Annotated in this window: 13 protein-coding genes; 10 read left to right on the top strand and 3 right to left on the bottom strand. The window is 36.3% G+C overall.

Annotation, left to right across the window (positions count from 1 at the left end; genetic code table 11):
* Nucleotides 1-218: 218 nt before the first annotated feature.
* Complete coding sequence (locus tag DSM00_RS10095) at nt 219-2,969, bottom strand: helix-turn-helix and ligand-binding sensor domain-containing protein (RefSeq protein ID WP_128757890.1); 2,751 nt, start codon at nt 2,967-2,969, stop codon at nt 219-221.
* Nucleotides 2,970-3,286: 317 nt separating this feature from the next.
* Between DSM00_RS10095 and DSM00_RS10090 the strand changes: the two genes are divergently transcribed.
* On the top strand, nt 3,287-4,129 hold the full coding sequence (locus tag DSM00_RS10090; RefSeq protein ID WP_128757889.1) for an SdiA-regulated domain-containing protein: 843 nt from the start codon (nt 3,287-3,289) through the stop codon (nt 4,127-4,129).
* On the opposite strand, the gene DSM00_RS10085 is transcribed toward DSM00_RS10090, so the two are convergent.
* Both DSM00_RS10085 and DSM00_RS10080 read right to left on the bottom strand, forming a co-directional pair.
* Nucleotides 4,126-5,346, bottom strand: a complete 1,221-nt coding sequence (locus tag DSM00_RS10085; protein ID WP_128757888.1) for a PorV/PorQ family protein — start codon at nt 5,344-5,346, stop codon at nt 4,126-4,128. The two genes, DSM00_RS10090 and DSM00_RS10085, sit on opposite strands and share 4 nt — an antisense overlap.
* Nucleotides 5,339-6,649 (bottom strand): DUF4270 family protein, encoded by a 1,311-nt coding sequence (locus DSM00_RS10080; protein WP_128757887.1) that lies wholly within the window; start codon nt 6,647-6,649, stop codon nt 5,339-5,341. Before DSM00_RS10080 ends, DSM00_RS10085 begins: the two co-directional genes overlap by 8 nt.
* 229 nt (nt 6,650-6,878) lie before the next feature.
* Here DSM00_RS10080 and DSM00_RS10075 point away from each other — a divergent pair, with 229 nt between their 5' ends.
* The 9 genes from DSM00_RS10075 (at nt 6,879) to DSM00_RS10035 (ending at nt 17,602) form a co-directional block, all read left to right on the top strand.
* Nucleotides 6,879-7,736, top strand: coding sequence for a hypothetical protein (locus tag DSM00_RS10075; RefSeq protein WP_128757886.1), 858 nt, complete (start codon nt 6,879-6,881; stop codon nt 7,734-7,736).
* Nucleotides 7,737-7,739: 3 nt separating this feature from the next.
* Nucleotides 7,740-8,732, top strand: a complete 993-nt coding sequence (locus tag DSM00_RS10070) for a Kelch repeat-containing protein (RefSeq protein ID WP_128757885.1) — start codon at nt 7,740-7,742, stop codon at nt 8,730-8,732.
* 92 nt (nt 8,733-8,824) lie between these two features.
* The gene (locus DSM00_RS10065; RefSeq protein WP_128757884.1) at nt 8,825-9,157 is read left to right on the top strand and encodes a DUF4907 domain-containing protein; all 333 of its coding nucleotides are present in this window, start codon (nt 8,825-8,827) and stop codon (nt 9,155-9,157) included.
* A 3-nt stretch (nt 9,158-9,160) separates the two neighbouring features.
* Nucleotides 9,161-10,174 carry a sensor histidine kinase gene (locus DSM00_RS10060; RefSeq protein ID WP_128757883.1) on the top strand — a complete coding sequence of 338 codons (1,014 nt, stop codon included), beginning with the start codon at nt 9,161-9,163 and terminating at the stop codon, nt 10,172-10,174.
* On the top strand, nt 10,174-10,905 hold the full coding sequence (locus DSM00_RS10055) for a LytR/AlgR family response regulator transcription factor (RefSeq protein ID WP_128757882.1): 732 nt from the start codon (nt 10,174-10,176) through the stop codon (nt 10,903-10,905). Before DSM00_RS10060 ends, DSM00_RS10055 begins: the two co-directional genes overlap by 1 nt.
* Nucleotides 10,906-11,019: 114 nt before the next feature.
* Nucleotides 11,020-11,598 carry an RNA polymerase sigma-70 factor gene (locus DSM00_RS10050; protein WP_128757881.1) on the top strand — a complete coding sequence of 193 codons (579 nt, stop codon included), beginning with the start codon at nt 11,020-11,022 and terminating at the stop codon, nt 11,596-11,598.
* Nucleotides 11,599-11,698: 100 nt separating this feature from the next.
* Nucleotides 11,699-12,631, top strand: a complete 933-nt coding sequence (locus tag DSM00_RS10045; RefSeq protein ID WP_128757880.1) for a FecR family protein — start codon at nt 11,699-11,701, stop codon at nt 12,629-12,631.
* Between the two features lie 84 nt (nt 12,632-12,715).
* The gene (locus DSM00_RS10040; RefSeq protein WP_128757879.1) at nt 12,716-16,159 is read left to right on the top strand and encodes a SusC/RagA family TonB-linked outer membrane protein; all 3,444 of its coding nucleotides are present in this window, start codon (nt 12,716-12,718) and stop codon (nt 16,157-16,159) included.
* 9 nt (nt 16,160-16,168) lie between these two features.
* On the top strand, nt 16,169-17,602 hold the full coding sequence (locus tag DSM00_RS10035; protein WP_128757878.1) for a SusD/RagB family nutrient-binding outer membrane lipoprotein: 1,434 nt from the start codon (nt 16,169-16,171) through the stop codon (nt 17,600-17,602).
* Nucleotides 17,603-17,610: the final 8 nt, after the last annotated feature.

The raw sequence follows: 17,610 nt of genomic DNA, 5'->3' as shown, positions 1-17,610 counted from the left end.
TATATTTGAATTAGTATTTGTTATCTGAGCGTGAATATAGGGGAGTTATAAATGAATAACAGTACATAACAAATACATCAAAACGTTAATAAAATAAAAATTACTGATTATCAATACAATACAAAATAAAATAATTGTATATAACGTTTTCGTAAACAGTTTTGATGTAGTAATGAGAAAGTATTAATGCGTTAATTTACGCATTGAAGTATGAGAATTTAGTAATTTTTGATGAGATATTTTGATAAATTCTTACCACTATTTATATCCAGTTTTTTGCGTAAACGGTAGCGGTGAATTTCTACTCCACGAACAGATATTGCCATCAAAGGAGCAATCTCTTTTGTAGTTAAATTCATTTTTAAGTAGGCACAAAGTTTTAAATCCTTCGAACTCAAATTAGGATGATCTGCCAATAATTTCTGAAAGAAGTCATCATTTATTTCTTTAAATGTTGTTTCAAAAATCTTCCAGTTATCCTTCGTATCTATAATGTGATTTATTTTACTCTGGATGGTGGAAACTTTTTTAGGATTAATGCCTGAAGATTTTACTTCTTCTAATTCATTTTTAATATCTATCAAACTACTATTTCTTTTTGCTGCGAGATACGTCGTATTTGCAAGTTCTTTTCGTTTTGTGTTTATCTCTTGTAGCAGATTGTTGCGTTCTGCAATTTGATTTTTGCGCTCCTGTTCTTTTAAAAGGCGTTCTTCTAATTCTCTACGATGGTAGTTTAGTTTTTTCTTATTGTAAAGAGCAATGACAATTATAATTCCAAAAAGTAACAGCACATACAGTACTACCATTACATTAGACAAGTACCACGGTCTTTTAATTATAAAATCTATGGTTAGGGGAGTGTTTCCTTTTTGACCATTTGCTAGAGGCCATATTTGTAGTGTGTATTTACCCGATTGTAAATTCTGAAATATTAGAGGTCCTGTAAAATGGGCTTCAGTTCCATTAGATAGGGTGTATAAAAATTCGGGTTTGTGTAGCGCAGGCGTTGCTATATTAAATTGCACAGTGCCGGCCTCTTTATACTCTATTTCATAATTATTAGCATTTAATGCCAATACCTTATTTGATGTTTGAATTTTGTTTAAAATGGGCTTCTGTAAGTCTAGGGCGGCAGTGTTTGCCTGAAGTTCATTAAGATTTATCCTTCCAAAACCTTCATTTAGTGTGATATAATAGATGCTATCATTATGCGCAATTACCCGCTCATAGTTTTTGATAACGCGCTCTTCAAGAAGAGGTTCGTAAATATAGATACTATCATTAATAAAGTCGGTATAAATGAGACCATTACCTTTTTGATTTTTAAACCAGTATTTGTTATTCTGATTACTTACAAGTGAAAAAGATTTATAATCTTTTAAGTCTGCAAAAGGCTCTAGGTTATCGTTAATACTGTTGTATCTATACCAATTACCGGCATTGTAAAATGAAATTTCACCTTCAATTTTATGCATTTTAGTCTTAGATGCAAGTAAATTGGTGGAGTTGTTAAACGACTCTTTGTCTATTATTTTTTGATTCTTAGCATCGTATTTTGCTCTGTAGAATCCCTTGTATGGATGTGCCGCCCAGAAGTAGTTTTTGTCCTCAAAGATTACTTTCTCTACTGGAGATCCACTTGCGTTTGATAAAGTAAGTGATTCTATTCCAGTAGAGGTTGTTGCGTATTGCTTTAGACCATTATAAGTGTTGTTTAAAAATGTATTGGTACCGGGTACCGGTGTTACACTGTAGCTGCCCGATGGTCCTGATATTGAGTAGAGGTGATCGTTAAGAAGCTCAAACATACCCAAGTTATGGTTTACAAATAACCTATTGTTAACCTCGCTGAAGTTCCATACTTGTCCTTGTGATCCCGGAATAAAGTAAATTCCATCATCTGTAACCTTATGAACTCCTGTGTTGCTACCTACGTAGAGTTGATTTTTATAAAAGGCAATGTCATACACAGCTCCAATCTGGCCGGTGTTATCTAATAAATATTGAATAGGTGCGTCTGGCAATACGGCGTCTATACCATTATCAAGCCCTATCCATATTTTGCGGTGGTCTTTATGAAGGGAAAGCACCGTATTATTTTGCAAACCATTTTGACGATAATGATTTTTTATTGCTCCTGTTTTGGGGTTGTAATAAATGATACCCCCTTTTACCGTACCTATGATTAATAAGTCGTCATTAAAAACTTCAACTTTGTTAAGTTCGTTTACTTCAAGAAAGCGAGTTAAGTTTTCACTTCCCCAGGGTACTAGTTTATCATCTTCTATGGTAAAAAGGCCTTTTGTACGAGTGCCGGCTAGAGATGTATTTTTATAGTTAGTTAATTCTATAATAGCTGTTTGATTTGTATTTGTAGAGGTACGTGCATTGAATTTTCCAGAAGTGAACTCGATAATTCTACCAGAGTTTGTTCCTAAGAATAATTGATTGTTTACTACATTTAGTGCTGTTATAATTTCAGAAGGTTTGTAGGTTTTTATACTTTCTCCATCGTAGATGTATAGATTTCCAAAGGATCTAAAAATGACCTTATCTTTCCAGGCTGTAATTTGCCAGAACTCTTCATTAGCATATTTACTTTTTATAAGTGGTGAAAGCGAAGTGTACTCAAGAGATCCAAATTCATCATTAGTCCAATAACCGAATTCTTCATAAGAACCGGTATAAATACGAGTTCCTAAACAAAATACAGAGCGTAAAATAGTTTTATTAGGTAAGGTGTATAACTCCCATCGCTGACCGTCAAAACGTAAAAGTCCTTCGTTATTTGCTGCATACAAAGTGCCATTTGCATCTGCGCTTAATCCCCAATTTTGACTAGCAGCACTATAATCACTGCTATTATAACTTGTAACGGGAGGCAAAAAATTTTGTGCGAGGCTGCAAAAATGACCAAACAACAAAACAAGAATAACTAGAAATAAAGGTTTTGATTTTTTGAACATTCAGGGTATAATTAGTTATCTATTTAAAACCAGTGGATTGAGGTTTTAAAATGATTTTAATAGTATGTGTATGTAGTTGGTTTAAAATTATTAAAAAGCTATAACGTAACACCTATTTTAGATTTTTAATGTTATTCAGCTCTATCTTTCATTAAGTATCGAGCTTTTTCTAACTAGAACGGAACTTAGTCATAATCTTTTATTGATATCCACTCAAAGGCATAAGATTTGCACCGATTTAAGAAAATTGAAAATGTAGGTTACGAACTTTGTATAACGTGACGCTATCTAGAAGAAAATATCTTTAAAATTTAAATATGAAGTTGATAAAATTAATAAGTCTTGTAGGTATTTTAGGAATCATTTCAGCTTTTGTTTTGCCTGGCAAATCATTTTATAGTTCTAAAGAAAGCCAAATTGAAATACTCAATACCTGGGAATTACCAAATGTACTTCGGGAAGTTTCCGGAATAGACTGGATAGGTGATAATAAAATTGCTGCCGTTGAAGATGAAGACGGTATTATTTTTATTTATGATTTGAAGGCAAAAGAAATAACTACTGAAATTGAATTTGCAGATAAGGGAGATTATGAAGGAATTGCTATAAATGGCGCTAATGCGTATGTCATGCGTAGTGATGGCTTGTTATTTGAAGTACTTAATTATAAGTCAAACAAGCGCACAATTAAAACCTATCAATCTGCGCTATCGCACAAAAATAATGTAGAAACTTTAGCTCTGGATTCTAAAAGAAACCGCTTGTTAATCGCTCCAAAAGATGAAGATCCTAACGATGAAAACATAAAGGGTGTCTATGCCTTTGATTTAAAAGGACAGACCATGTTAGCAGATTTAATTTTCAGAATTGATATGAAGGATAAGGCGCTAAAAGATTATCAAGAAAAGAAAAGTTCTAAAACCTTTCGACCTTCAGATTTAGCTATTAATCCTCTAGATAGTAAGATTTATATGCTTGAAGGTGTAAACCCAAAACTTTTAATACTCGATGCGACCGGCACAATCACAAAGGTTATAAAGCTAGATAAGAAGCATTTTCCGCAGCCAGAAGGCATCACCTTTACACCAGATGGAAAACTCTATATTTCTAATGAAGGGGCTGGAGGTAAAGCGACCCTATTAGAAGTTAAGATTCTTTAATTGTATTTAGATTTTACAAACCAGATACCATCTAAGCTAAAGTTTATAGAAAGCGAATGAATATTCTCACGTATGAGCCCGTTTGCTAATTCACCATTCTGTCCATACGAATACATTAAATTAAGCTTAGAACCGCTTCGGCTAATAGGAAGACCTACTCCCACGCTCATCGAATAATTTTTAACATCAGCTCCAGAAAGATTTAAATAGCCGGTATCATAATTAAGTCCGGCGCGGTATTCTACATTTTCCCAGTAATATATACTTCCGGGTTTTGGTGTGAATGTTAATCCGGTTTTAAAAATATTTTGATCAATTAGGGTGCCGTAGCCCAATTCTTGATCTGTATCAGACCATAGTTTACGGGTATAGTCTGCATAGACCGCATAGCTTTTTCCGAATTTAAATTCGGTACCTATTCCTACTTCTAGAGGAAGTTCAAAATCTTTTACCGATGTATCTTCAGTAATCGCATCAGCATAATCTTGCGTGATGATACTATTTTGGGTAGTTTTTAATTGTGAAGGTAATTTTACAGTACTTCCTATTGCTATTTTTTCGGTCACTTCATATTGTAATCCCATCCCCAGTCTATATCCTGAATATCTATTTTCACGTTGAATATCTAAGGAATAGTCATAAATAGTATTGTATTCTGTCTGTTCTGTTTTTCCGAAGAAATAAGAGCCAGTTATACCGAGACGAAAATTATTAAATACAGCGTAACCATAATTTAAATCCAGCGAATTTAAAGATCCATTACCACTTACATCTGATGAGTAAAATTCTGTTGAACCTTCGATACTGTGTTCAATACCCGTAATATCATATCCTACATTACTATAAGGAGCGAGTACAACACTTACTGCAGATTTTGTAGTTACCGGAAACGCTAATGCAAGATTTGAAAAAGTTGAGTTTGTTTGTTTAGATGTCCCTGCTCCTTCATTAAGATTAAATAATTGGGAGGTGTAACCTATATCAAAATAAAAATGATTTAGTGGCATAGCTCCTAATGAAGCGGCATTTAAACTATTTAAGGAGTTGTCTGATTTTAAGGCAATCCCGGCACCACCCAAAGCATTTGTTTTCCCGGTACTAAAGGTGTTAGGGATACCTGCTCCAAAAAGCGAGTACGGGGAATTTGAAAGTGCATTAGTTTGTGCCGCCAGACCACCTGTTGCCAGCAATATTATAAGAAGTATGTGTTTATTCATTATCGTAAACTGCATAAATAAGAATGATTTGTAATTTGAGTGTTTCAGATGCTTTGTTACCGTAAAAACTGTATCTATTCACACTTTCACTCATTGCAGGATCTAATAGTGCCAAGTACCAGTTATCTCCATTAGAATCTGTTGTTTTCTGATCTAAGAAGTAATGTATAGGTACCGAAAAAGTAGTTTGTGAAAACTCATCGGAGTTTGCGACAACTGTACCTGATGCTTCATTGCCTTCATAATCATAGAGGTTGCCGAGAATCTGGTTTTTTTGATCGATGATATAACAACTAAGATTACTTCCCGCGTAAAGTGATGTGCTTTCTACTTTTGTGTTTAATGAGATTAGCAGATTCGCACCTAATAGAGTTCCGCTGCCTTCTATATAATCTAAGCCAGCAAGATGCGGGATTGATATGCGCGAGGCTATACCCAGACCTGCCTGTATATAGCTAAACCCGCCACTATCTTCTGCATCTACATTAATTTCCTGATCATCTAAACTTTCAAAGTAGGTAGTGTCACGATCACTGCTAAGATTATGATAGGAATACGAACTATTAAATGTCATATCAAACGAGTTCTCATCTTCTTCTTCAACCTCATTAGGTAAGGAGTAATAAATACGAATACTACTTGCCGGTAGAAATCCTAAAATTGTGGTGTTATTTTCATCAGGAACTAAAGCCAGTCCGCGGTGGGTACGTAAAAATTCATCACTATTATTAATATCATTATCTTGAATCTCGTCAAATAAGAGTTGGCCATAGGCATCTTCAAGTCTTAAATGCAGCGAATCTTCACGTATAGGTCTTGGAGTGTATGTAACTTCGCTTATGGTATTTTCATCATATTTAAAAGTGGTTGTATTGTAGAAATACCCGTCATCTGTAGGTTTAATATCTTGCAAAACTTCGTGAATGCGCAATGTTTGAACTTGCGTGGTATCATTATAAAAGTAGTCGTCATAATTTAATATGAGTACTATAGAATCAAATACAGCATCACTATCTAATGTGTACGTGCTGTTTGCTAACTGGGTGTATATCGTGCTCGAGGTCCTACCGAATATAGGATCAACATAGGAGCCTAATAATAATCTACTGGTTGAAGATACTTGTACCGAGTCAAATTTAAAGGTGCTGCTTTCTACAGTCATTGTATCTATATACAAAACACGTGTATCACTATCCACCCAGTCTTCACCCACAGGAAAACTTGCATCATCTTGAGAACACGATCCTAATAGCAACATAAACGAGCTAAGAAGAACACACATTTTAATTAGGGTTTTTGACATAGTGTATTTGAATTTAGCAGCAAACCTAGTAGGCTCATTTGGGGTGGTCAAATACAATAGACAAATACCTTAAATCTTACCCTCAATCCTCGCTTTTTATCTATGAATAAGCTGTAGCAGCGTTTGTCGATAAAAAATGCATATGGGTAGAGGTGATCTCGGTGCTCATCCATTATGTTTTTTTAACCAAAACAGCTCCTCTAGTTTTGGTCAAAATTAGAATGAAGGAATGCACAGGTATCTTATAATGGTTTTAGTATTAGCATATAACAGCTTTAGTTTTAGTCAGGAAATTAATCCGCAGATTAGTTTTGATTATACGCTTATGCCTGCTACATCAGAAAATATTTCTGCTCAGCTTTTTGATGGTTCCTTGGCTATTCCGTTAGAATTTGATGCATTCAGTATAAAGCCGGTGGTAGGTTTGCGTAATTATGATTTTGAATATTTGGAGGGTATGTCCTTTAATACAGAGCCAGTAGAACGTATTCATAATATATATTCTGGTGTAGAGATTAATTACAGTTTAGATGAGAGTTGGGAGTTAGGAGGTGGTGTAGAGGTTTCTAACGCTTCAAACTTAGATGCAGATCAATATGTTATAACCGGTAATGCCCACCTTAATTATAATTTCAAAACTGCATTTCCGGTAGCTGTTGAGGTAGGAGCATTATACGATTCGCCATTAGGGAAACTCCAATTTCTACCTACCGTTGCTTTGACGACAACCTATAGAAAATATCAGATACAATTAGGTTTTCCTAAAAGTAGCCTTCAGTATAAATTATCTGAAAATAGTATGCTCGAAGCGGCTTATGCTTTTGAAGGAGATTATTTTCACCTAGCAGATGAGCTCACTTTTAATTCAGTTGAACTAGCGCGGGAGGTAGGCTTGAGTCAGCAAAAATTAAGCCTGGGCTATACGTATAATCTAGATTCTAACTGGTCCTTTTCATTAAGTGGTGGATATCTGTTAAAAAACGAACTCTCATTTTATACGGGTAACGACGATACGATTTACGATCTGGACCTGGATACCGGACCAGTTTTTTCTACCGGAATTAAATTCAATTTTTTCAATAAATAAACAATGAAACGAATGACTAACAATCGAATATTTTTAATGCTTACCGGTATGGTAACGCTTGCATTTGCAAGTTGTAGTAGTGATGATGACTTTGAACGCGGAAACTGGCAAGAACGCTCTGTTTTTGATGGAGTGCCACGTAGTAACGTTGCCGGTTTTACGATAGGTAATTTTGGATATATGGGAACAGGATATGATGGGGATGATTATTTAAATGATTTCTGGCAGTATGATATTGAGAATGATTATTGGGTGCAAAAAGCAGATTTTCCTGGGACGGCACGTAGCTCTGCAAAAGGGTTTAACCTGGACGGTATGGGTTATGTAGGTACGGGTTACGATGGAGATTTTGAGCTTGCAGATTTCTGGCAATACAATCCGGGATCTAATGTTTGGACTCAGAAAGCAGATTTTGGCGGAGGGGAGCGTAGAGCGGTAACAGCTTTTAGCGGTTCGGGCTATGGGTATATGGGAACCGGGTATGATGGTGATAATGATCGTAAAGATTTCTGGAAGTATGATCCGGCATCAGACACTTGGATAGAGCTTGTAGGTTTTGGTGGTGATAAACGTAGAGATGCAACAGCATTTACCATTAATAGTACGGTTTACTTTGGTACTGGTGTGAGCAATGGCTTATATCTTACAGATTTTTGGAGTTTTAATACTGCTACAGATACATGGAGCCGTTTGACAGATCTTGATGAAGAAGATGATTACGCAATTACCAGATCAAATGCTGTAAGTTTTAGTATAGATGGCCTGGGTTATATAGTAAGTGGCTATCTGGGAGGTGCTATAGGTAGTACGTGGGAATATGACCCTTTAACAGATGAGTGGGAAGATATTACATCGCTAGAGGCAACTGCCAGACAAGATGCGATAAGTTTTACAACAGGTACTCGTGGTATTATCGCATTAGGAAGATCTGGTAGTTTATATCTTGACGATTCATATGAATTGTTTCCTCAAGATGAGTATGACGATGAAGATTAGTAGTTAAGTTTTTTTGTTGGCCCGGGGTGTTTTTATAAGTACAGAAAAGTTTTAGCACTCCGGGTTTTTTTTAACCCTAACAGTAAAAAGTTATGAAATTTAAAAGAGGGCTTTTATATTTAGGCATATCTTTAAGCTTTATGCTTGTAGCAAGTGCCATCTGGCTCGCCTATCAGGAAAAGCCATTATATACGCACGTTTTTAAAACTGAGACAGGTTATGGATATTCTATTATTGATCATGGTAAAATCATTATCAAGCAAGATTTTATCCCTGCGGTAGCATCGCAACTTAGTTTTTGTTCTAAAGAGGATGCAAAAAACACAGGAGATCTGGTGTTGTCCAAAATCAGTAAACGGATGAGTCCTGCAATTACCCAAGAGGAGCTGCAAAAAATAGGAATTAAATTTAACTGCCAGAACTAGCATATGTCTAGAAAGATTTTACTTCATTTAGGAATATGGTTAACTTTTATAAGTCTATTCATATTTGAAGTATATTCAAGTTCAGACTTGTTTTCAATGCGACCAAGTCTAATTCTACTTTTTAATTTATTGCTTTTTTACTTTAATTATTCGGTGCTAGTACCGCGCCTTTTATTAAAGAAAAAAATTACGCATTACATCATATCACTTCTTATCATTTTTATTCTGATATTAATTGTACAAGAATTTATTTTTGAAGGTCCGCCAGGAAAATTTAGAAATCCACCAGATTTCGACCGACCAAAACCGCCCATCTTTAACTTTTTAAGGTTTTTATTTCCGCTTATTATGTCGTTGAGTTTTGTTGTTATAGGTACAACAATTAGAATGTATGAGCAGTGGAATCGTAGTATGGTAGAAGAAAAGGAGATTGAGGCATTTAAAACCCGCACAGAACTCCATTATCTCAAAAATCAGTTAAGTCCGCATTTTTTATTCAACTCGTTGAATAGTATTTACTCTTTAATTTATAACAAATCTGAAGAAGCATCAGAAGCGGTAATTATGCTTTCAGAACTAATGCGTTATATGCTGTATCAGGCAGATAAAGATTTTGTAGCGCTTACAGACGAATTAAATTATATGCAAAATTACGTGCGCCTACAGCGCTTGCGTATCGCAAATAATGAAAATGTCACACTTAATATTCACGGGGCTGTAACCCATCAAAAAATAAGACCGTTATTACTTATCTCATTTATCGAAAATGCGTTTAAATACGGTACAGATTATAAAGGAAATACTCAAGTACGTATTGTAATTCACGTAACCGAAAACGTGCTCAAATTCAGTTGTAAAAATCTTATTGGCTCACGTAAAAAAGACCTCAATAATTCTGGTATCGGACTTCAAAATACACGAGAACGTATAAAATTACTTTATGGAGATAAACATACCTTGAATGTTTATGAAGAAGACTCCAGTTTTATAGTAAATTTAGAATTAAACTTAGATTGATGCGCTGTTTACTTGTAGATGATGAGCCTCTGGCATTAGATGTAATAGCATCTTACCTCGAGAAAGTAGAAGGAGTAGAACTTGTAGCACGCTGTACAAATCCTCTTGAAGCAATACATATTTTAAGCGAGCAGTCTGTTGATCTCGTTTTTCTTGATATAGAGATGCCCAATCTTTCTGGGATTGATCTTGTAAAATCGCTCGATCGTCTTCCGCAGTTTATCTTTACAACCGCTTATCCTCAATATGCGCTTGAAGGGTTTGAGCTCAACGCAACAGACTATTTAGTAAAACCTATACCTTTTCCGCGCTTTTTAAAAGCCATAGCTCGAGCTAAAGAAAAATTTGAAGCCACTTCTAATAAATTGGCAGAGTCCAAAGCACTACAGGCAACTCAAATACCAGACACAACCCCGGCTTTTATATTTGTCAAATCTGAATATGAAAATATAAAGATCGATGTCGCAGATATACGCTATATGCAGGGCTTAAAAGATTATATAAAAATTTACACCCAGCATTCAGAGAAAGCAATTCTCACGCTAAGTAGCTTTAAAGAATTATTAGATAAGTTACCTCAGCAAAATTTTTTAAGAACCCATCGTAGCTTTATTGTAAATATCAATGCCATACGAGCAGTTCAAAAAAGTAAAATTGTAATCGACGAGATTCGTATTCCTATAGGCGATACCTATAAAGATGAGGTATTTAAAAAACTCAATATTTCATAATACACTACATACGTTTCAACTTTTAAGCTGTTGTTGTAATTCTTAACCAAAAGGTAAAGCGTTTTATTACGAGAAAGCGCCGCTATGTACTTCTTTTGTTTTAACTGAAAGACTATGCAAGCCCAGCTTACCAGCTATACAGATTTAGAACTACAACTTCTCCTCAATAAAGATCGGGATCACGCCTTTAATTTAATATTTGACAAATACTGGAAACGTCTGTATGCCTATGCATTCAAGATTTATTCTGATGAAGAAATATGTGAAGATATTGTACAGGAGGTTTTTGTAAGTCTCTGGGAAAAATCTGAGAATACACCTATTATTAATCTGGAAGGATACCTCCTTAGGGCCGTAAAATACAAAGCGATTAATTACTTACGCAATCTCAAATTTAAACCGGAACACGAGCAAATATTGGCTTCGATTGCTATTCCGGCAAAGGCAGAGCGCTTGCTGGAATACAATGAGTTTGAGGCAATAGTCGAATCTAAAATTAATAAACTTGCTCCCCGCTGTAAAAAAGTGTTTATGCTAAGCCGATTTGAAGATTATACAAATGCTGAGATCGCAAAAAAGCTTAATATTTCTATACGCACTGTAGAAAAGCATATTAGCGATGCGTTAAAGCAGCTTAAAGCTTCACTTTCTGCAACAGAGCTTTCGCTTATGGTTATCTTAATGTTTCAGTAATGTAAATAAAAATAGGGCCATTTAAACAAAACATTAAATGCCATTTTAACACTACGTGTACAGCGTACAAAATGTGACTTACTTGTAAAAGGAACTCATTTTGACGCGAAAAGAACTATTAGAATTAGCCAAAAAGCACGAATTAGGACAAGCAAGTAAAGTAGAAGAATTGGCGTTGCTTTCTTTTATGGAAGGTGCAGAAAAAGCCTCTTCAAATCTTAAGGTCCCTAGTACTCCTATAAACAAACAGCGCATACTCAAAGCAATTAATGCTAAGATAAAGCCTAAGCAACCACGCTTTACCCGTAGAAAATTTGTGGCTTATGCAGCCATTTTTGTAGCTATTATGGGAGTAGGAGTATTATCTAATTATTTATATAATGGTCGCCTTACTATAGAAAGTACATTGAGAGGTGAGAAGCGCACTGTGCTGCTTGCAGACGGTTCAAAAGTATTTCTCAATTCAAATTCCCGCATTAGCTATCCTAAAAATTTCAAAACCAATAGAACGGTAGCACTCACAGGTGAAGCTTTTTTTGAAGTTCAGCGCGACCCAGAGCATCCTTTTAGCATTACTACAGGAGAAATAGAAACTCAGGTTCTTGGTACCAAATTCAACATAAATAGTTATAACAAAAATGAAGTTTTGGTTACTGTAAGCAGCGGTAAAGTTTCAGTGCGTAATACCCGTACCCAAGAAGCAGTCTATCTTCAGAAAAATCAGCAGGTATTATTTAAAGATTCAGCAGCTGCTGTGCAGTCACTAGTAAATAGCGAAGATCAAATTGCCTGGATAAAAAATATTATCTCACTTCACAATACCAGCCTGGCTAAGACAGCAGCAATATTAGAAAACTGGTATGATGTACAAATTGATTTTGAGAATGAAGAAATCGAAAACTTAAAAATCACTGGAAAATTTAAAGAAGAATCGCTAGAAAATGTTTTCCGAAGTATAGCCTTAATCAACAACCTAACCATAGATACGCTAACCCAAAAGCACTTTACTATAAGAAAAAACTCCTCCAACTAAAATCAAAAAACCCATAACTGCTCTAACAGAAATGGGCTCAATTAATTTATGACTACAAATCGACAAATAAGAGCCATTATTAAAATGAAAACTAAACTACAATTTTTAAGAAAGTTTCGCTTTCGGAAAATAGAATTTTTAGCATTAATACTGTGTTTTGTGAATTTCACATACGCAGCACCTAACATAAATCGAGATTTAAAAGACGTTTACGTAACCACAAAACTAACTGATGCTTCTCTTACTGAAACTTTTTCTGCCATCGAGAGGCAAACTCAATTCACATTTGTTTTTGATAGCGCTTTATCTCAAACAGCAAACCCAATTACTCTTTCTGCGACTCACGAAAGTTTAGATTCTGTATTAAAGAAAATCACCACGCAAACCGGATTACGATTTACTCAAATCAATAATACGATTACCGTATTAAAATCTGCCGGTCAACAAGTGGTTACTGGTAAAGTGGTAGATAAAGAAGGTGTTCCTTTACCGGGAGCAACAGTAATGGAGCAAGGTACAAGTAACGGAGTGACAACAGATTTTGACGGTCTCTTTAGGATCTCAATCACAAATTCTGCAGTTCTAGAAGTTTCATTTATAGGTTTTGAAACACAAACAGTAGCAGCACAAACCGGTGCAGCAATGACAATAGTTCTGGAAGCTAATGTAAATGCCCTTAATGAAGTGGTAGTAACGGCATTAGGAATTAAGAGAGAAGAAAAAAGACTCGGATTCTCTCAAGCGACGATCAGTGCCGATAATCTGTCGCAGACTATGCCCACTAACTGGTCTTCTGGATTAAAAGGTAAAGTTGCGGGTTTAAATATTGTTTCATCAGGTTCTGGTCCTTTAAACTCACAACAAATCACATTACGCGGTAACAACTCATTAAATCCTAATGGAAATAATGCTTTAATCGTCGTTGACGGGGTTCCTGTTAATAGTGAGATGACAACTTCTGGCTCTTCGGCGTCCTATATTGGTGAAGATTCTCCAATAGATTATGGAAACGGTATTTCAGATTTAAATCTTGACGATATAGAAAGTGTTACCGTTTTAAAAGGTCCCGGTGCAACCGCACTTTATGGTAGTCGTGCTGCTAATGGTGCTCTTGTAATTACAACAAAATCGGGTAAGCAAACTACAGGACTGGGACTTACGTATAACTCAAGCGTAAACCTTGATGTAATACAGCGCTGGCCAGATTGGCAATACGAATACGGGCAAGGTACCGGTAAAAGTTTTAACGCCGCGGGTGATCCCTATTACTCGTATGGCGGTTCTGAAGATGGTAACAATACGGGGAGTACAAGTAGTGCCTGGGGACCTCGCTTTGACGGACAAGAATATTATCAATATGACCCTACGGTTAAAGGCCAATCGCTAGAACGCCAGCCATGGACTGCTTATAAAGATAACCGTAAAGATTTTTGGCGTACTGGAGTAACTTTTACAAATAACTTGTCTCTCCAAGGCGGAAACGATAAAGGATCGATGCGACTTTCTGTAGGACATTCTAAGAATGAATGGATTATGCCAAATACTGGTTACGAGCGAATCACGGCTTCCATAAATTCTAACTATCAGATTTCAGAACATATTAAGATAGGTTCGGTGGTTAATTACAATAACCGAAGCAGTGATAATCTGCCAAGTACAGGTTACAATAATGGGTCTATCGCTTATTTTATGATTTTCCAAAACCCCAATGTTGATCTTGATTGGCTGAGACCCATCTGGCAGGAAGGACAAAATCAAATTCAGCAGATACAGCCTTTTAGCTCCTATATAGACAACCCCTATTTAATTGCCTATGAAGCAACAAACCCACTTGCAAGTAGCCAAATTGTAGGTAATATATTTTCAAATATAGATCTGGCTCCTAATCTTGATTTAATGTTACGTGCTTCTTTAAATACGTATAATCAAGATCGTGAGCAAATACGACCCTATAGTATTAATCGCTATAAAAATGGATTTTACGAGACGCAGGATATCTGGAAACAAGAGGTAAACACAGACTTTTTATTGAGTTATAAAAATGACCTTTCAGAAAAAATAGGCTTATCGGCTTCTGTAGGTGGTAATGCAATGGATTATAAATACCGTCGTACCGATGCATCTGTAGATGGTCTTGTGGTACCTGCAGTGTATAAACTTGCAAACGGAATTAACAATCCCATTGTACAGACGTATGACAAAAATAAAAAGGTAAATAGTCTTTATGGTTTAGTCTCTCTTTCTTTTGAGAATAAGTTGTTTCTTGATGTAACTGGTAGAAACGACTGGTCAAGTACACTTCCTACAGCTAATAACTCTTTCTTCTATCCTTCAGCAAATGCAAGTGTTATTTTATCTGAAGTTTTTGAGCTTCCAAAGGCTGTAGATTATTTAAAATACCGTTTTTCATTTGCAGAGGTAGGTAATGATACAGATCCGTATAAGACGAGTAAATATTATAGTCAGAGTGCATTTCCAAGTTCGGCAACAGTTCCTACAAACCTTTATAATGGGAATTTTAAACCCGAAATCACTACCAGTTTTGAAACAGGTCTGGAAGCGCGACTGCTTAAAAACAGACTTAATCTGGATGCGACCGTTTATCAAACACTTACTAAAAACCAGATTATCTCAGTGCCGCTAGATATTACAACGGGCTATAGCTCTGGAGTATTAAATTCTGGTGAAGTACGTAACCGTGGTGTAGAATTAACCCTAACCGGAAAGATTTTTGACACTAAAAAATTTAAATGGAGCAGCACACTTACCTTCTCCAGAAACTGGAACAAAGTTATGGAGCTTGCAGATGGGATAGACGGTCAACAAGAAATAGGTTCTGGTGGTAACGCAACTTTACTGGCAAAAGTGGGAGGTACGACAACTGCGATTTATGGGTATGGTTTTGTGCGTTCTCCAGAAGGTGAGATTGTTTATGATAATGCGGGATTACCTGCTTATCCAGACGAGATACAATACATAGGTGATGCAAGTCCAGACTGGAAAGCAGGTTTATACAACAGCTTTAATTTTGGGCCGGTAACACTTAATGTTATGTTAGACGGGCAGTATGGTGGTATTATTTATTCACAGACCCATCATAAACTTACGCAACAAGGTAAACTGCGCTCCACCTTTGAAGGTCGTGAAGAAGGGGTTATTGTAGGTGATGGTGTTGTTTTAAATGAGGATGGTACTTATAGCCCAAATACGACTGAGGCAATCACTCCAGACTGGTACAACCGGTATTACCGCCGGGCAAATGTAGAATCTAACTCATTTGATGCTTCATTTTTGAAGCTTAGAGAGGTGAGTTTGCAATACGCATTTCCTAAACGTTTATTAGGTAACAGCGGGATTACAGCACTCAATATCTCTGTTTTTGGTCGTAATCTGGCAACCGTTTCAGATTTTCCAATTTATGATCCTGAGACCGCGGCTTTAAATGGTGATACGATTTTACCAGGTATCGAAATGGGACAAATGCCATCACCGGCAACCTATGGTTTTAATCTTAAAGTAAACTTATAAAAGACTAAGATGAAAAATTTAAAAACACTTTTTACAGGTTTAAGCTTCTTAATGCTTCTGGCAGCTTGTACCGGTAATTTTGAAGAAATAAATGAAGACCCTAATCGTATTGCAGAGATAAGTCCCGGGACATTAATTAATCCTATTATTTATGGTCTGGCAAGTCACAATGCAGGCAGAGCTCACGGGATTACTTTTGACTTGATGCAGGTAACGCTGCCTTTCCCCAGTGTTTCGGGTGGATTACACCGGTATGATGTAAGTCAAAATATAGGAAACTCCTCGTGGTATTATTATTACAAGTGGTTGAATAATATTAAAGAAATGGAACTTGCATCTATTGCAGCCGAAGATCCTAATTATGAGGCTATCGCACTAACGCTTAAAGCGATGTGTTACTCAAATCTTACCGATCTCTTTGGTCCTGTGCCTATGACCGAAGCAGTAAATGGAGAAGAAGGAAACTTCTACCCGGCTTTTGACAGTCAGCAGACAGTTTATGAGACTATTCTGGAAGATCTGGAGCGGGCAAATTCTATTTATGATACCAGTCTGGATATGGTTTATGCAGAGGATATTTTATTCCATAATGATATCGAATTGTGGCAAAAGCTTACTAATGCGGTGCACATGCGCTTGTTACTACGTATTTCAAACCGTACTGAAACCGGTGCGTTTACAAAGTTGGCAGCAATGATAAATAACCCAGCGACCTATCCTGTTTTTGAAAGCACAGCAGAATCTGCCATTTTACAAGTTACGGGTATCACGCCTAATGTATCACCTTGGGGTCGACCACAAGATTTTCCATTAGGTACAAAAATGGCCTCTTTCTTTGTCGATAATTTAAATGCACTAGAAGATCCGCGCAGACCTATTATTGCGACAGAAGCAAAAGATCTTGCCGGTGTGTCTCTAGGATATAAAGGTATTCCTAGTGCGTATGCAGGTAGCGAATCACAATTTGATTATGATGCCAGCAACTTAAATAGAGAGCAGGTAGAAAACCCTATGCAGATATTTCTTTTTACCTACGCAGAAGTAGAATTTATAAAGGCAGAAATGGCGCAACGTGGTTATACTTCTAATGCAGAAGTACATTATCAAAATGGCGTTAAAGGAGCAATTGAGCAACTGGAAACAGAGATTACTCCAGATTATTTTGAGAATCCGGCGGCAGCATACGACGGGACTTTAGCACAAATCTTACTGCAGAAATATTTTGCGCTCTACTTTGTAGATTACCAGCAGTGGTTCGAGTATCGCAGAACAGGTTTACCGGTATTACCTACAACAGAAGCTATGCTTAATGACGGTATTATGCCGGCTCGTTTTCAATATCCTTCTGATGTGCAAATCAGTAATGCATCAAATTATGGTGCAGCTTTAAAATTGCTGGGAGGTGATGATTCAATAAACACTAAAGTTTGGTGGGATAACTAATAATAGAA

This window comes from Leeuwenhoekiella aequorea (assembly GCF_004104375.1).
GTDB classification, from domain to species: domain Bacteria; phylum Bacteroidota; class Bacteroidia; order Flavobacteriales; family Flavobacteriaceae; genus Leeuwenhoekiella; species Leeuwenhoekiella aequorea.
This window is presented reverse-complemented; position numbering and strand designations above follow the sequence as displayed.

What these genes read in the sequence shown, in the direction of transcription:
- DSM00_RS10085 (WP_128757888.1), bottom strand. Translation starts at nt 5,346, where the DNA reads ATGAATAAACACATACTTCTTATAATATTGCTGGCAACAGGTGGTCTG.
- DSM00_RS10065 (WP_128757884.1), top strand. Translation starts at nt 8,825, where the DNA reads ATGAAATTTAAAAGAGGGCTTTTATATTTAGGCATATCTTTAAGCTTT.
- DSM00_RS10055 (WP_128757882.1), top strand. Translation starts at nt 10,174, where the DNA reads ATGCGCTGTTTACTTGTAGATGATGAGCCTCTGGCATTAGATGTAATA.
- DSM00_RS10050 (WP_128757881.1), top strand. Translation starts at nt 11,020, where the DNA reads ATGCAAGCCCAGCTTACCAGCTATACAGATTTAGAACTACAACTTCTC.
- DSM00_RS10060 (WP_128757883.1), top strand. Translation starts at nt 9,161, where the DNA reads ATGTCTAGAAAGATTTTACTTCATTTAGGAATATGGTTAACTTTTATA.
- DSM00_RS10070 (WP_128757885.1), top strand. Translation starts at nt 7,740, where the DNA reads ATGAAACGAATGACTAACAATCGAATATTTTTAATGCTTACCGGTATG.
- DSM00_RS10090 (WP_128757889.1), top strand. Translation starts at nt 3,287, where the DNA reads ATGAAGTTGATAAAATTAATAAGTCTTGTAGGTATTTTAGGAATCATT.
- DSM00_RS10095 (WP_128757890.1), bottom strand. Translation starts at nt 2,969, where the DNA reads ATGTTCAAAAAATCAAAACCTTTATTTCTAGTTATTCTTGTTTTGTTG.
- DSM00_RS10080 (WP_128757887.1), bottom strand. Translation starts at nt 6,649, where the DNA reads ATGTCAAAAACCCTAATTAAAATGTGTGTTCTTCTTAGCTCGTTTATG.
- DSM00_RS10075 (WP_128757886.1), top strand. Translation starts at nt 6,879, where the DNA reads ATGCACAGGTATCTTATAATGGTTTTAGTATTAGCATATAACAGCTTT.
- DSM00_RS10035 (WP_128757878.1), top strand. Translation starts at nt 16,169, where the DNA reads ATGAAAAATTTAAAAACACTTTTTACAGGTTTAAGCTTCTTAATGCTT.
- DSM00_RS10040 (WP_128757879.1), top strand. Translation starts at nt 12,716, where the DNA reads ATGAAAACTAAACTACAATTTTTAAGAAAGTTTCGCTTTCGGAAAATA.